Source organism: Glycomyces sp. NPDC048151, assembly GCF_043202775.1.
In the GTDB taxonomy this organism is placed as follows: Bacteria; Actinomycetota; Actinomycetes; order Mycobacteriales; family Micromonosporaceae; genus Glycomyces.
In genome coordinates, this window is the sequence record NZ_JBIDBB010000009.1 from 268,229 (window position 1) to 281,826 (window position 13,598).

14 protein-coding genes and 1 tRNA gene are annotated in these 13,598 nt (G+C 66.3%); 7 read left to right on the forward strand and 8 right to left on the reverse strand.

Annotated elements, in window-relative coordinates; genetic code table 11:
- Positions 1 to 25: 25 nt before the first annotated feature.
- Positions 26 to 1,249 (reverse strand): restriction endonuclease subunit S, encoded by a 1,224-nt coding sequence (locus ACGGCP_RS22605; RefSeq protein ID WP_392969439.1) that lies wholly within the window; start codon positions 1,247 to 1,249, stop codon positions 26 to 28.
- A complete protein-coding gene (locus ACGGCP_RS22610; protein WP_392969442.1) occupies positions 1,246 to 2,769 on the reverse strand; it encodes an N-6 DNA methylase in 1,524 nt (507 codons plus the stop codon). The genes ACGGCP_RS22605 and ACGGCP_RS22610 overlap by 4 nt, the downstream gene beginning before the upstream one ends.
- A 247-nt stretch (positions 2,770 to 3,016) precedes the next feature.
- On the opposite strand from ACGGCP_RS22610, the gene ACGGCP_RS22615 reads away from it, so the two are divergent.
- From ACGGCP_RS22615 to ACGGCP_RS22635, 5 genes are all read left to right on the forward strand, one after another.
- The gene (locus tag ACGGCP_RS22615; RefSeq protein WP_392969445.1) at positions 3,017 to 3,823 is read left to right on the forward strand and encodes a Scr1 family TA system antitoxin-like transcriptional regulator; all 807 of its coding nucleotides are present in this window, start codon (positions 3,017 to 3,019) and stop codon (positions 3,821 to 3,823) included.
- Positions 3,820 to 4,011 (forward strand): DUF397 domain-containing protein, encoded by a 192-nt coding sequence (locus ACGGCP_RS22620; RefSeq protein ID WP_392969448.1) that lies wholly within the window; start codon positions 3,820 to 3,822, stop codon positions 4,009 to 4,011. Before ACGGCP_RS22615 ends, ACGGCP_RS22620 begins: the two co-directional genes overlap by 4 nt.
- Positions 4,012 to 4,149: 138 nt before the next feature.
- Positions 4,150 to 4,407: a DUF397 domain-containing protein gene (locus ACGGCP_RS22625; protein WP_392969451.1), complete on the forward strand. Its 258-nt coding sequence runs from the start codon at positions 4,150 to 4,152 to the stop codon at positions 4,405 to 4,407.
- A gap of 251 nt (positions 4,408 to 4,658) precedes the next feature.
- Positions 4,659 to 5,312 (forward strand): hypothetical protein, encoded by a 654-nt coding sequence (locus ACGGCP_RS22630; RefSeq protein WP_392969454.1) that lies wholly within the window; start codon positions 4,659 to 4,661, stop codon positions 5,310 to 5,312.
- A gap of 44 nt (positions 5,313 to 5,356) precedes the next feature.
- Positions 5,357 to 5,674, forward strand: coding sequence for a hypothetical protein (locus tag ACGGCP_RS22635; protein WP_392969457.1), 318 nt, complete (start codon positions 5,357 to 5,359; stop codon positions 5,672 to 5,674).
- Between the two features lie 8 nt (positions 5,675 to 5,682).
- Here the strand turns inward: ACGGCP_RS22635 and ACGGCP_RS22640 are convergent, their stop codons facing one another.
- Positions 5,683 to 7,782 carry an AIPR family protein gene (locus ACGGCP_RS22640; protein WP_392969460.1) on the reverse strand — a complete coding sequence of 700 codons (2,100 nt, stop codon included), beginning with the start codon at positions 7,780 to 7,782 and terminating at the stop codon, positions 5,683 to 5,685.
- Between the two features lie 148 nt (positions 7,783 to 7,930).
- On the opposite strand from ACGGCP_RS22640, the gene ACGGCP_RS22645 reads away from it, so the two are divergent.
- Positions 7,931 to 8,218: a hypothetical protein gene (locus tag ACGGCP_RS22645; protein ID WP_392969463.1), complete on the forward strand. Its 288-nt coding sequence runs from the start codon at positions 7,931 to 7,933 to the stop codon at positions 8,216 to 8,218.
- 57 nt (positions 8,219 to 8,275) lie between these two features.
- Here the strand turns inward: ACGGCP_RS22645 and ACGGCP_RS22650 are convergent.
- Together ACGGCP_RS22650 and ACGGCP_RS22655 are read right to left on the reverse strand one after the other, a co-directional pair.
- A tRNA-Arg gene (locus ACGGCP_RS22650) sits at positions 8,276 to 8,351 on the reverse strand.
- 114 nt (positions 8,352 to 8,465) lie between these two features.
- Positions 8,466 to 9,155: a hypothetical protein gene (locus tag ACGGCP_RS22655; RefSeq protein ID WP_392969466.1), complete on the reverse strand. Its 690-nt coding sequence runs from the start codon at positions 9,153 to 9,155 to the stop codon at positions 8,466 to 8,468.
- A gap of 141 nt (positions 9,156 to 9,296) precedes the next feature.
- Here ACGGCP_RS22655 and ACGGCP_RS22660 point away from each other — a divergent pair, with 141 nt between their 5' ends.
- Positions 9,297 to 10,439 (forward strand): winged helix DNA-binding domain-containing protein, encoded by a 1,143-nt coding sequence (locus tag ACGGCP_RS22660; RefSeq protein ID WP_392969469.1) that lies wholly within the window; start codon positions 9,297 to 9,299, stop codon positions 10,437 to 10,439.
- Positions 10,440 to 10,479: 40 nt separating this feature from the next.
- Here the strand turns inward: ACGGCP_RS22660 and ACGGCP_RS22665 are convergent, their stop codons facing one another.
- From ACGGCP_RS22665 to ACGGCP_RS22675, 3 genes are read right to left on the reverse strand one after another with little or no spacing between them, the layout of a single operon-like run.
- The gene (locus ACGGCP_RS22665) at positions 10,480 to 12,177 is read right to left on the reverse strand and encodes a DUF885 domain-containing protein (RefSeq protein WP_392969472.1); all 1,698 of its coding nucleotides are present in this window, start codon (positions 12,175 to 12,177) and stop codon (positions 10,480 to 10,482) included.
- Entirely contained in the window at positions 12,174 to 13,109 is a 936-nt protein-coding gene (locus ACGGCP_RS22670; RefSeq protein WP_392969475.1) for a prephenate dehydrogenase, read from the reverse strand. The genes ACGGCP_RS22665 and ACGGCP_RS22670 overlap by 4 nt, the downstream gene beginning before the upstream one ends.
- The gene (locus ACGGCP_RS22675) at positions 13,109 to 13,447 is read right to left on the reverse strand and encodes a GroES family chaperonin (protein ID WP_392969478.1); all 339 of its coding nucleotides are present in this window, start codon (positions 13,445 to 13,447) and stop codon (positions 13,109 to 13,111) included. The genes ACGGCP_RS22670 and ACGGCP_RS22675 overlap by 1 nt, the downstream gene beginning before the upstream one ends.
- Positions 13,448 to 13,598: the final 151 nt, after the last annotated feature.

Sequence of the window (13,598 nt, forward strand, 5' to 3'; positions counted from 1 at the left end):
GGGTGGCTCCTCCTCCACAAGGACGTCAATCAGACGAAGTCTCCCACAACTCCCCACGAAACGCACGCCACTGCACCGAGGCAAAGAGCGCATCCAGCTCGGCCAGGTGCGCCTGCGCAGCTTGCTTCTGTGTGCGGATGGCTGCGATTTTCGATACATAATCCAGTTGAAGGTCGAGCGGGGGCAGTTTGAGCGGCAGCATCTTGATGATTCCCATGTTGAGCCCCGACATGATTGCGCCCTTGGTCGTCTTGGCAAGGTAGGATTTCGCTATCGGGTGCATGAGGAAATAGTCGTGCAGAAAGTCCGGCAAGCATTGATCTTGGTCGAGCGTGATGCAGCAAAGATGCTTTGTGTTGATTGCTTCGGGAATATCGACAGGCACCACTGCACTCCGACCGCAGGTGCCCATGATGGTGATCAATACATCGCCCGGGTGGACCTTATACCGCGAGAGCTTCCGATATTTCTCGAGTGTGATGAACCTTCGCCCACTCCAACGAAACTCGTTACTCACCGCATTGTCGATGCCAAGTACCGCAACGCCTTCCTCGACGAACTCCTCGTGTAGAAGTTGGCTTCCAAAGGGACCGGTGCGGATGCTGCCTTTCTGGTCCTTGGCCACATTCTCAACGGTCGTAGCCGCCCAACGATCAGGCGGATTCCCGAACATCTCGATGAAGATGGATTGAGTCAGCTCATCGAGGAGGGCGATCGCCCTGCGACGCTGCTCACGCAGGACATCCACCTTGTCCAACACGGCTGCGATCCGCTGCTGCTCGTCCAAAGAAGGAAGTGGCACTTCAATTTCAGCGAGGTCTGACTTTCGAACAGATGGAACGGTAGTAGATGCGGCCAATTGGTAGAAATCAAGTGTGCGAGTGAAATGATAGAAGTAGCCGGAGTCGAGTGCCTCGTTATTAGGCTTGACGCCCATGGCGTTGTTGTCGATCAAGCATGAATTCGAGGTGACAACTCGATAGTTGTGTCTGATCGCTTCACCGATCTTCGCGAACACGACTGTACCAGGAGGAATTAGTCTTGCGCGAAGTTCTGCAAGATCGGTCTGATCAATGTAATGATCTGTGCTTGTAAGGTACCTTTTTCGAGATCGAGCGGCCTTTGAAATATCTCCGACTTTAGCGAAAGGAATCGCGCCTTTCGATCTCCCTTGATACTTGATAGGGAAAGCTGTTCCAGGGTAGAACACTGCGAGGTCAGCAAGTTTCTGACTTTTCCATCGATTCAATTGAGCATCCCTTTCAGGTCGCTCGTAGCTTGCAGGATATTTGACTCTAGCTTCTCCAGCTCTTGGATGATTTCCATCGGGAGACGGTGTTCGGCTTCTTCGTAGACCACTTCCTTGTACCTGTTCAGGCTCAGGTCATAGTCGTTTGTTGCGAGCTCTTCCTTCGGGACACAGAAGCTCTGATCGGTCCTCGCTCGGTCTTGCTCCGAGCTGGCGCGTTCGGACCACCTGGCTAGGACATCCGGGAGGTTGTTCTTCCCGTGCTCGTCCTCTGTGAGGGTGTCCACCGGGACCGCTCCGAGTTTTGATTCCGGAAGGAGTGGGGCGCGCTTGTCGTCGAGGCTCAGGCCGTCGGCCTGGATGTCGTAGAACCAGACGTCTTTGGTTCCGCCTGAGTCGGTCCGCTGGAAGAACAGGATCGCGGTTGAGACCCCTGCGTAGGGTTTGAAGACTCCCGAAGGCAATTTCACCACGGCCTGAAGCTGGTGATCTTCCACCAACATCTTCCGAATCGTCTTGTGCGCCTTCGTTGAGCCGAAGAGCACTCCCTCCGGCACGATCACCGCAGCACGGCCACCCCGTTTGAGGAGTCTCAGAAATAGGGCCATGAACAGCAGTTCGGTCTTTTTCGTTTTGACCATCGTCTGGAGCTTCTTCGATGAAGCCTCGTAGTCAAGGCTACCCGCGAAGGGCGGGTTCGCCAGAATCAGCGAGTAGCGCTCTTCCTCGTCCTCAACCGCCTGCGAGAGTGAGTCCCGGTAACGGATGTCGGGTTCTTCTACGTCGTGGAGCATCATATTCATCGAGCCGATGCGGAGCATCGTGCTGTCGAAGTCGAAGCCGTGGAACATGCTCTTATTGAAGTGCTCGCGCTGTTCCGCTCTAAGCAGTGCCTCGCGGTGCTCGCGCTCCAGGTATGCGGCGCTGGCGACCAGGAAGCCAGCGGTGCCGCAAGCCGGGTCGCAGATCTCGTCGTCCGGCCCCGGCTGCATCATCTCGACCATCAGCTCGATGATGTGGCGAGGCGTGCGGAACTGGCCATTCTGGCCCGCAGTCGCGATCTTTGAGAGCATGTACTCGTAGAGATCGCCCTTGGTGTCCTTGTCATCAAGGCGCAGTTCAGGGTCGTTCAGCATCTTGACCACGCGGACGAGCAGCGCCTCGGTCGGGATGGTGAAACGGGCGTCCTTCATGTGGTGGGAGTAGGTCGAGCCTTCGCCGCCGAGCTGGCGGAGCCACGGGAAGACCTTGTCCCGGACGGTGGTGAACATCTTGTCAGACGACAAGCGCGTGAATTGCTCCCAGCGAAGGTCCTTCTGGTCCTCCGTGAAGATCGGGCGTTCGATAGGCGCCTTCGTTCGGTTCGCCTTCGCTTCCTTCAGCTCCTGCTCTTGGTCGAGCCGCCGGAGGAAGATCAGATAGGTGATCTGCTCGATGACCTCCAGCGGGTTGGAGATGCCTCCCGACCAGAAAGCATCCCAAACACGGTCAATCTTGCTGCGCAGTTCTCCCTGAATCACGAGGGCAGTCTACGCTCGCGGTGGGACGAGCGTCGTTCACGGCTTCGCGGCTCCTCATGTGCCAATGTCTGAAGGCTGCAAGTCGATGCTGAAGCGACACAAGGCATCTGAGGAGAGTCGGATATCTGACTCAAAAGCCCACGCCTAGCACAGGTGAGTTGATCTTGTATCGAAGTACGCGGACTATTTACAATCCGTGATCATGACGGACCTCGAAGAAGATCTGCCTCCAGGGCCGCCCCCACTCATGGAACTTGCGCGACAGCTCGTCTCCGAGCGGACCCGTCCGCGCCAGTATCTGCCGCAGGGCTATCAGAAGACGGAGATCCCCCGGGACATCTGCTCGACGAAGACCCTGGGCCGCTTGGAGTCCGGGCGCTACCGCGGCGTCAACCTTGGAACGGTGCTCAAGCTGCTCAGGTTCTACCAGACGCCGTTCGAGCGGTTCGACCACATCGCGAGGCTCGCCGAAGCCTCGAAAGCACGCGACTGGTGCAGTCACTACGCCAGCGTCGTCGAAGACCGTGGCTGGTTCTACCAGCAATGCGAGGACAGCGCTAGCTACATGATGTTCCACTCGAATTCTGTGCTGCCTTCGCTCATCCAAGGGCCCGCCTACTACCGGATGCTCCGAGACACCACCAGGATCGCGATCGAAGGCGAATTCGACTGGGAGGAGGGCCAGGAGTTCCGCATGGCGCGGCGTGAACGCTGGATCGAGTCCGAGCGCCCTGCTCAGCTCCTCATCGGGGAGATGGCGCTGGCCATCGAACTCGGCCCTGAGAAGGACGCGATCCTCTCCGACCTGCGCGAGATCGCGGCGCTTCCCTTCGCCGACATCTGGGTCATCCCGTTCAGCGCGGGCCGCTATGAGCTCCAAACCTGGACGCTCAACCTGCTCGAATACGATGACGGCGAAGAGACTGTGGTCAACGTCGAGTCGCCCCGGGGATCCGGGTTCGTCCCGGTCGACTCGCCGCGAGGTAGGTTCTTCACCGGTGCCGCCAAACTGGCATCGGGCATGTCGATCCCATTGGAGGACTTCCTACAGTGAGCAACACAGGACCCTGGCGCAAGTCCAGCCGCAGCGGCGGCAACCAGGACAACAACTGCGTCGAAGTGCGCCTCAACGGCGACACCCCCCAGGTCTCGGACTCGAAGCTCGCCGACGACCGCCCCATCCTCACCGTCACGACCGAGTCCTACAACGGATTCCTGTCGTGGGTGAAGGAGAACGGGTAGCACCGTGGACCGGCGGCGGCTTCGCGTGGAGGCTTGAGGGTCGCGACCGGAACAGCCCGAATATTGCGAACGCAGCGGCAGGCTCCGGCCCGCCGCTCGTTCACTTCTGAAGCGCCGCAAGCACATCCGAGGAGCCGCATGGGCGAGCACAAGCGCGCACACCCTTTCAAAGGCGAGTTCGACACCGCCGCCGCCCGCTGGGTGCGGCCCGACGCCGACGATGGAACCCCTGGTGAGCTCGAGATCGGCTTCGCCGACAACGGCCTGGTTGCCTTGCGCCGCTTCGACGACCCCGAGGGCACGATCCTCATCTACACCCCGGAGGAGTGGGAGGCGTTCGTCGGCGGCGTCCGGGACGGCGAACTCGATTTCGCCGTCCTCGTCCAGGACGCGTGAGACGCCGCCGAGTAGCGCTCTCCCTGTCCCGTCCGGCCGCAAACGGCCAATGGAACAGGACAAATCTGTAGCTGGTTTTGTCCCACGAGACTGGCTTAACTCGGAGTCTGCTCGCCGCTCCCGGCAGACTCTCCGGCCACTACTCGATCTTGTGCCAGTGTTTCCCCTGCTCTTAGGCTCGTGTCAACGCTCCGGTGATTCGGTGCGGAGTCCTAACGCGACTCACAAGCGACTGCGGGGAAGGACACGGCATGGCCCGACGAGAGCGACCGCCGCTCGATCCAGGGGTGGTCTACGGCGAGTTCGTCAACGCCAACGGAACGGTGTTCGTGCTCCGCGCCAGCCGAAGCGGCCTGCGCATGGAGATCCGCCTGCATCACGATGAGGGCGCGCAGATCGCCGTGGTCTGTAATCCGACCTCGCCCACCGAGCGGTTCATCAGGTGGCAGGGGCGGCCTCTGGTCCTCGAACCCGGCGGCCTGGAAGCAGGAACTCAAACAGCTCGCGTTCAAGGCGGTAGACACAGGCCTCGCGTCCCCGCGGAACTCGGTGGGGATGCCGTGAACGACTTCGCCGATCTCCTGTCCCGCAGCGTCTTCGCGATACGCCTGCCGGAGCCCGTCCGCTCCGCGCCGGACGCCACTCGAAGCGGCGGCTACCGCGCTGTCGTCTTCCACGAACCGCACTCCGACACCGCAGACCGCCAGGGCTTGGTGGGGCCGCTGCGCCGCGTCACGGTGTCCTGCTGCCTCTGCCCGGCCGCGATCCGTCTCACCGCCTTCGGGTACGGGGAGATGGCGCGCCGGGCAGAGGCGGCCGGGTGGCAGTACACGCCAGGGCTTCACCTCCACGAACGCGCCTGGTGTCCCGATTGCCGCCCGAACGCCGGGAGGGCCGTCGTCTGAATGCTCGACCAGGCCGCCTTCCGGCGGGGCCGACCGCTGCGCCGTTGACGCCGCGTGGCGGTCGGCCCGAATTCGAGCCGGTGCCGCGGCTCGCCGCGGTCCCGCTCGGGTCCTTCGTACTCGACGACAGGAGGATCGAACTGGTGTTGCTGACGCTCACCGATTCGGTCCTGGTCGATTTCGCGGACATCGAGCCGAAGCGCATCGGCACGATCGTCATGCGCCCGTCCGGTCCTCGCTTCATCGCCCAGCCCGGGCATCTCGACTGGCTCGCGTACGAGCAGCGGGAGGAGCGGGTGGTGCGCGCCGCGGTTCTGTACCGCGCCGCGCGGCCGTCGGCGGCGCGGCAGTGGCCGCAGTGAAGCCGACCCTATTGATCAGCTTTGCTGCGCAGGTGCTCCTGCATGATCTCGTTCAGGGTGCGGCCGTCAGGGGTGGTCCAGCAGTCCGGTCCCCGCACCGCCCGCAGCCGGGCTCCGGTGATGTGCTCCAGGATGTCGACCGCGAGCGGGGAGGGCGCGTACCGCTTCCCGTCGCCGCCCCAGCGCAGCGGCGTCCTGCGGTTGGCGACCCAGTACGCCCGGCACTCGTCCGGATGCGCTTCGGTCCACGCGTCTACCTGTTTGCGGCGGGTTACTGTGTGGGACTTGAAGGTCAGGGCCGTTCCTTCCGGGATGAGGTTGTGATCCACGATGTAGGCGACCGTGTTGGGGGCCCGCTTCGGGCGCTGGTCGGCGGGAGCCAGCGGTGCGGCCATGGCTCCCTGGCGAATATCGGCGAGCACCTGGCTGGCGATCAATTTGACCCGAGTCCCGTCAGTGAAGGTCTTGGTCGCCGGATCGTCGTTGTACCGATTCGTCGTGTGGACGATGACCGAGTCGAGCACCTGATCGCAGCGCGCCGCAGATTCGGCCACGATGCGCGCCCAGTCGGTATCGTCGGCCTCCCGGATCGAAGTCACGTCCACGAGCCGCAGCAGCAGATGCGCGATGAGCAGATTGGCCTGCTGGGCTATGGCTTCAGCACGGCCCCGGCGGCGCGCGGCGGCGCGGTCCATCGCGTCGAGGACCGCCCGGACGAACACGGCGCCGTTCCATGCCTCTCTTGCGTCGGGCGCGCTTCTCAGGAACAGTTGCTCGTAGATGCCGCCCTGTTCCCGGTCCCACAGCGCATCGGGATTGTGCTTGATGCGGGCCACGAGCGCCGCGTCCTTCTGCATGCAGACCAGCGCGCGGGCGACCTCGAAGATCGTGCAGGTCTGCTCGTCGGGCTTCGGGGCGTCGACGCTGCGGCGGTAGACGTACCGCTTGCCCAAGGCGTCGAGCTCGAGCTGGAGCTCTTCCTGGACGTCGTCGTTGCCGGCGAAGTCACGGGCGAGGATGGCGTTCTGGGTGTTCGCCGCCATCGTGATCCGCTTGGCGAGGTCGTGCGGCGCGCCGTCGAGCGAGATGACGCGCACCGGGATGAGTGCTTCGCCGGAAGCACCCGAGCCTCTGAGCCCCGCCAAGACCTGGTGCACCTGAGTCACGGTCTGGGCCCCGTCGACCACGCTCGCGCCCCGCAGAGTGAGGTGAGCGGGGTCTGAGTAGGCGCCGGAGTCGGCCACTGCCTTGTCGACCCGGTTCGCGATCAGCGTGAGGCCCTTGTTCAGAGTGAAGAACAGTTCAGGTGTGCTCTGGAGCGTGCCGCGAATCTTCTCGTTGACGGTGGTGTTCCCGAGTGAGCCGCGAACATTCTGGTCGAAAAGGCGCGACCCGTAGCGCTCGACCCAGTCGAAGACGTCCCGTGCGCGGACCGTCCCCGTGTAGGACTCGGGCTGCTTCCCGATCTGCTTGCGGCGGAACGACTCTTGAAGGGTCACCCGCAACTCGATGGTGGGGAGGGACAGGCCGGACTTGATCATCGGGTGGAAGTCCCGCAGATGCAGGAACCGGAACTCGAACGCGTCCTCGGCATGCCTCGCCCCCAGACGCTCCAGCGCCCGCCGCTGGTCAGGATGGACGGCGTCGTCTCCGAGCAATGCCATGACGACGATGATCTTGCAGTTCGGGTCGCTCTGGACCAGGTTGACCGACTCTCGAAACGCCTTGACACGGTCGTTGAAATCGTCGAACCGATCGTGGTTGAGATCGTCGTAGCCGTTGGCGAGACTGTTGACCGCGTCCGCGTTGAGCGTGGCGTTGCCGGGGTTGCGCCACTTCGACTGCACCAGGTACAGGCGGGGCGGCTGCTGCTGCACGTAAATGGCGTCGATGCCGCCGTCCTTGCCGCCGTCGACGACTGATGCCGCGGCCTCTTCGAGTGAGCATCCGACCTGGTCCCAGACCGTCACCGCCGCGAGCGCCCGAGTGAGCACTCGCGGCTCGTCCGGCTTTGCTCCGAAGACGTGGGGATCGGAAAGATCAAGTAGTCCAACTACCTTCTGCTGCAAGGCATGAGAGAGCTGCCGGACACGGAGAGGCTGCGACATTCACTGAATGTATCGAAACTCTTACTTTCTGGCAACCCAAACGTCCAAGCCGTTTACGGGGTTCACCGGGTGCCCAGATGGTGTGTCTTGCGATGCGCCAGCGTCGGTTACCTGCCGTGACCTCGTTCGATCAGAGGAGTTTCAAGTCATGTCTACTTTCAAGATCCCCTCAGGGTGGGTCCCTTCCGCTGCGGTGATCGACGACCTCCGTGGAGGCCTCGCTGAAATGGACAGCGCCCTCGCGGGAATGCGTTCAGTGGAGCCCATCGGCGAGGATGACCTCGACGAAGCCTGGGAAGATCTGGCCGATGCGTACGCTGCGGAGATCGACCGCATTCGCCGTCCGCTGGAAGCTGAGGACTGGCCGACCTTGGCTGAGGTGCTCAGCGAGAGTCGTGAAGCATGGGAAGCAGGGCATGCAGCGCTCGGACAGTGAGAGACGCGGTTCACGAAAGCTCGACAAAAAGCCAGGTCCGAAGACCTGGCTTTCCAGTGGTGCGCCGCGAGGGATTCGAACCCCCAACCTTCTGATCCGTAGTCAGATGCTCTATCCGTTGAGCTAGCGGCGCAGGTCGGCTTGATCGTTTCGATCAGGACCGGGCATAACCTTACCCGGGCCGAAAACGGATCTGCAACCGGGTAAGCGGATGTGCGCTGTGTCATCGCACGGGCCGGACGGCGCGTCAGCAGTTGTCGAGGACCGTCTTCGCCAGCGCCCGCCACGCGGCGGGCAGTGCCTCGGCGCGCTCGGGGAGTGGGGCGCCCGCCGCCGCCCACACGGCCGCCTCGGCCTCCGGGACCTCGTCGCCCAGCACGTAGCGCTCGACGAACGCCGCGCGGTGCTCGTGCCCGGGGAAGAAGTACCCGCCCGCCGCGAACAGCGCCACGTACGCCCGGTGCAGGCCCTCCGTCAGCGTCTCGGACAGCTCCCACGGATCCGCCGCGTCGCCCAGGCGCTTCGCCAAAGCCTCGACCTCGCCCGCCACGGCCTCGCGCGACGCGTCGGCCAGCGCCTGCGGGAACTCGGTCGCCTCGGCGCGCGCCTTCGAACCCAGCTCGGAGTCGTCCGCCAGCAGCGTCCCCTCAGCGAAACGCGCGATGACGTGCAACGCCTCCGCGCCCGGGTGCTCCCAGCCCTCGCCCCGGTCCAGCGCCTCCAGATGCGCCTGGAAACGCCCCACGGTGAGATGCACCGCATCGGGGCTCGCGTCGGCGGGGACGGCGTCGGTCTCCCACACGCACACCAGCTCGGCCTCCTCGCCGAAACCGGAGAGGGCGGGGCCGTGCGCGTACGCGAACGCCAGGCGCTCGTCGTCGTTGATCTCGGCGAGGACGTCGGTGGAGAGCCTGAGGACCGCATCGGGAAGGGACATGCCGCAATTGTGGCCGTTGTTCGCAACCGCGTCCACCCGCCGAACGGCCTGCGGGCGAGGTGATCCCGGCCATGCGCCCGTCCGGCGGGACACGCGGATCGGCGGAGCCCTCATGTCGTAAGGGACGGTTAGCATGTGCGGATGGCAACACCCACCGGCCGACTCGGCACGGACCTCGAACCGGGCGCGGTCGCCGCCTGGCGGGCCCACTCGCAGCGCCTCTGGGGCGAGCGCCTCGCCGCCCCCATGGACGCGTTCCGGCACCTCGGCGCGGTCCAGTCCCAGGAGTTCCAGCCTTCGAAGCTCACCCCCGCGATGCGCACGTCGCCCGAGGCCGAAGGCCAGGCCTTCGCATCCGCCGAGACCGTCGACGCGCTCATCGACAAGGGTGCGGTCGTGCGCACCCACGTGCTCCGCGGCACCTGGCACACCGTCCCGGTCGAGGACCTGCGCATGATGCTCGCCGCCAGCGCCGACCGCATCCTCCACACCATGGGCGCGAACAACAAGTCCTGGGGGCTCGACGCCGCCACGCTCGACCTCGGCACCGAGACCCTCGCGGCCGTGACCGCGGGTGGGAACCACCTGACGCGCGAGGAGGCCGGCGAGGCGCTGGCCGCCGCCGGGGTCGCCGACCCGACCACGACGCGGCTGATGCACCTGCTCATGCACGCCGAGCTGCGGTCGGCGATCTGCTCGGGGACCCCGAAGGGCGGCAAGCAGACCTACGCGAACTTCGACGAGCGCGTCCCGGCGGGGACGATCGCGCAGGACGAGGCGGTCCGGGCGCTGGCGCGGCGGTTCTTCACCTCGCGCGGCCCGGCCACGGTGAAGGACTTCACGCGCTGGGCGACGCTGAAGGTGTCCGACGCGAAGGCCGCGCTCGACGGGCTCGGCCTCCAGGAGCTGCGGGTCGGCGACAAGGTGCTCTACTACGCCGAGGAGCCGCCGGAGGCGCGCGACGGCGGGCCGGTGGTCGACTTCGTGCAGGGCTACGACGAGATGCTGTGCTCGTACACCGACTCGAAGGAGTTCGTGCTGCACCACTCGGTGCCGCGGACGCGCTTCCCGGCCCGGCCGCGGTTCACGTCGGTGATCCTGCTCGACGGCCAGGTCATCGGGAGTTGGAAGGCGACGCCCAAGAAGGAGTCCGTGCTCATCGAGACGTGGCGGGTGCGCGGCTTCACGGCCGCCGAGATCGCGGCCCTGCGCCGCGGCGCCGACCGCCTGCGCGCCTGGTACGGCAGGCCCGAGATGGAGCTCGTCCTCGACCACGAGGCGTGAAAAGGGCCCGCGCCGACCGGCGCGGGCCCGAAAGTGCTGCTTACAGGCGGGCGAGGGCCTCGGCGAACGGGGCGAGGCCCATCGAGCCGAGGTTCAGCGCGTCGGTGTGGAACTGCTTGAGGCTGAAGGCGTCGCCCTTGCGGGCCTTGTAGTCCTCGCGGGCCTGCATCCACAGGCGCTCGCCGACCTTGTACGACGGGGCCTGGCCGGCCCAGCCGAGGTAGCGGTTGCGCTCGAAGGAGAGCATGTCGTCCTCGATGGTGCGGGTGTGGGCGCGCATGAACTCGAACATCTTCTCGCCGTCCCAGTCCTCGCCCGGCCGCCAGCCGAACGGGTTGTCCTCGGGGATGGCGAACTCGCAGTGGAGGCCGATGTCGACGACGACGCGGGCGGCGCGGAAGGCCTGCGCGTCGAGCATGCCGAGGCGCCCGGCCGGGTCCTCGTCGTAGTAGCCGAGCTCGTCCATGAGCCGCTCGGAGTAGAGGGCCCAGCCCTCGCCGTGGCCCGAGCACCACATCATCTGGCGCTGGAAGCGGTTGAGCAGCTCGATGCGGGCCATGGTCTGGCCGACCTGGAGGTGGTGCCCCGGCACGCCCTCGTGGTACACAGTGGACTTCTCGCGCCACTTGCCGAACAGCTGCTGGCCCTCCGGCACCGACCACCACATCGCGCCCGGACGGGAGAAGTCCTCGCTCGGACCGGTGTAGTAGATCGCCCCGTCCTCGGTCGGCGCGATCTTGCAGTCGATGGTGCGGATCTGCTCGGGGATGTCGAAGTGCTTGTCCGCGAGGTCGGCGATCGTGGAGTCGGCGAGCTCCTGCATCCAGTCGCGGAACACGTTCTTGTCGGTCATGTTCTCGTCGGGGTCCTGGTCGAGGAAGGCCACGACCTCCTCGATCGACGCGCCCGGCTTGATGCGCTCGCAGGTCGCGCGCATGTCCGCCTCGATGCGGGCCAGCTCCTGCCAGCCCCACGCGTAGGTCTCCTCGAGGTCGATGCCCGAGCCGATGAAGTACCGGGACGCGCGGGAGTACCGGTCGCGGCCGACCGCGTCCTTCTCCGGCGCCTGCGGGGCCAGCTCCTCGCGCAGGAACACCGCGAACCGCGTGGCGGCGTAGCGGGCGCGGGACGCGCCGTCGCTCAGGGCGATGCGCAGCGCGCCGGTCTTGACCGGCTCGCCGTCCACGGTGACCGAGTTGACCAGGTTCGCCCAGAAGTCGGTGTCGATCCCCTTGGCGCCGTTCCAGTTGTCGCAGTGGGTGGCGACCTCGAGGACCTGGCGCTTCGCGGCGACGCGGCCCGCGGCGGCCTCGGCGCGCAGCGTCTCGGTGTACTGCTCGAACGCGGTCGGGACGGCCTCGAGGCGGGCCGCGATGTTCTCGGCGGCCGCCTTGCCGTCCTTCGGCATGAGGTCGAAGATCTGGCGCACGCTGTGCACCGGGGACGCGAGCACGTTCAGGCTCAGGTAGGCGTCGCCCGCGTCGTGGCGCTCGATCTGGAGGCGCAGGCGCTCCAGGATGGCTTCCTTGGCGACGCGCTCGCGCTCGTCGACCGGCTCGGCGGCCTCCAGGTCGGCGATCGCCTTGCGGGTCAGGGCGGCCTCGGCCTCCAGCCCGGCGGGCGAGAGGTCGTCGATCTCGTGGTCGTGTCCGGGGACGCCCATGCCCGTGGCCGTGAGCGGGCTCATGGCGATGACGTCCTCGACGTACTGGTCGGCGATGCGGTCGATGCTTCTCATGGAGTGGACTTTACGCGAGGACGCCGGGCCAGCGCGACCTCGCTTTCGACCGCTTCAAGCCATCCGCCCGCCGCGCCCAATTCCTCGAGCGCCGCTCTCGTCAGCGGGATCTCTTGCGCCGCAAGGGGTTCCGGAGGCCAGTCCGCGCGGCGGACGCGCGCCCCGTCGAACCATTCACTGATTGAGTTCGGCCGATCAGTGTAGGCGTCGAGGTCCGCCCGGGCCGTCTCGAGCTCGCCGCCGAGGTCTTCGAGGGCGCGCATGAGCTCGTCCCGGTTGCCTTCGACCATGCCCGCGAAGAGCGCGGTCGGGCTCGCCGCGACCCGCGTCCCATCCCGGAACGAGCCCGCCCCGAGCGTGCGGGCCAGCGGCTCGTCGGCGACGCGCACCAGCGCTGCCGCGACCAGGTGCTCCAGGTGCGAGATGCGCGCGGCGGCCCGGTCGTGGTCGGCGGCGGTGGCGGGCACGACGTGCGCGCCGACCGAGGTCCACAGCGCCGCCAGCGACGTCCAGTCGGCGAGGTCGGTGTCCGCCTCGAGGCACAGCACCCACTTGGCGCTCCGGAAGAGCCCGGGCTCGGCGGACGCGAACCCGTTGGTCTCCTTGCCCGCCATGGGGTGCCCGCCCACGAACCGGTGCCCGGCGAACAGCCGCGCGGGCGCGGCCTTCACCGAGGACACGTCCGTGACCAGGCCCGTGTAGCCGTGCAGGGTCTCGGACGCGACGGCCGCGAGGTGCCGGAACGGCGCGGCGACCACCGCGAGCTCGGTGTCGAGCAGCGCGGCCGGGTCGCCGGTGACGGGCAGGCGCGCGGCGGCGGCGTCGCGCGTCGCCGGGTCGGGGTCGTAGCCGAGCACGTCGTGACCGGCGTCGGCGAGCGCGAGCGCGGCCGAGCCGCCGATGAGGCCGAGGCCGACGACCGCGACGCGCATCAGAGGTAGAGCCCCGTGTTGTCGTTGTCGACGCGCTTGGCGGCGACGGCGTGGATGTCGCGCTCGCGCAGGAGGAGGAAGGTGCGGCCCTGGATCTCGACCTCGGCTTTTTCTTCGGGGTCGAACAGGACGCGGTCCCCGGCCTCGACCGAGCGCACGAGCGGGCCGACGCCGACGGCCTCGGCCCAGTGCAGGCGGCGGCCCATGGCGGCGGTGGCGGGGATGACGATCCCGGCGGCGGAGCGGCGCTCGGAGTCCGCGTCCTCGCGCACGAGGAGGCGGTCGTGCAGGAGCCGGACCGGCAGCCCGGTCGTGGAGTCCAACGGTGTATCGGTCACAACGCGCCAGCCTACCGGCTGCACGGCCTCGAAGCGCAGCGCGAGCGGGGAGTCTCACGCACCCGCAACCGGGCGTGTCGGCATTGAGCGCCCCCGAACACCAGGGTGCCCCACGGGTACGACATTCCCCGCTGCGGAAGTCACGCGCAGG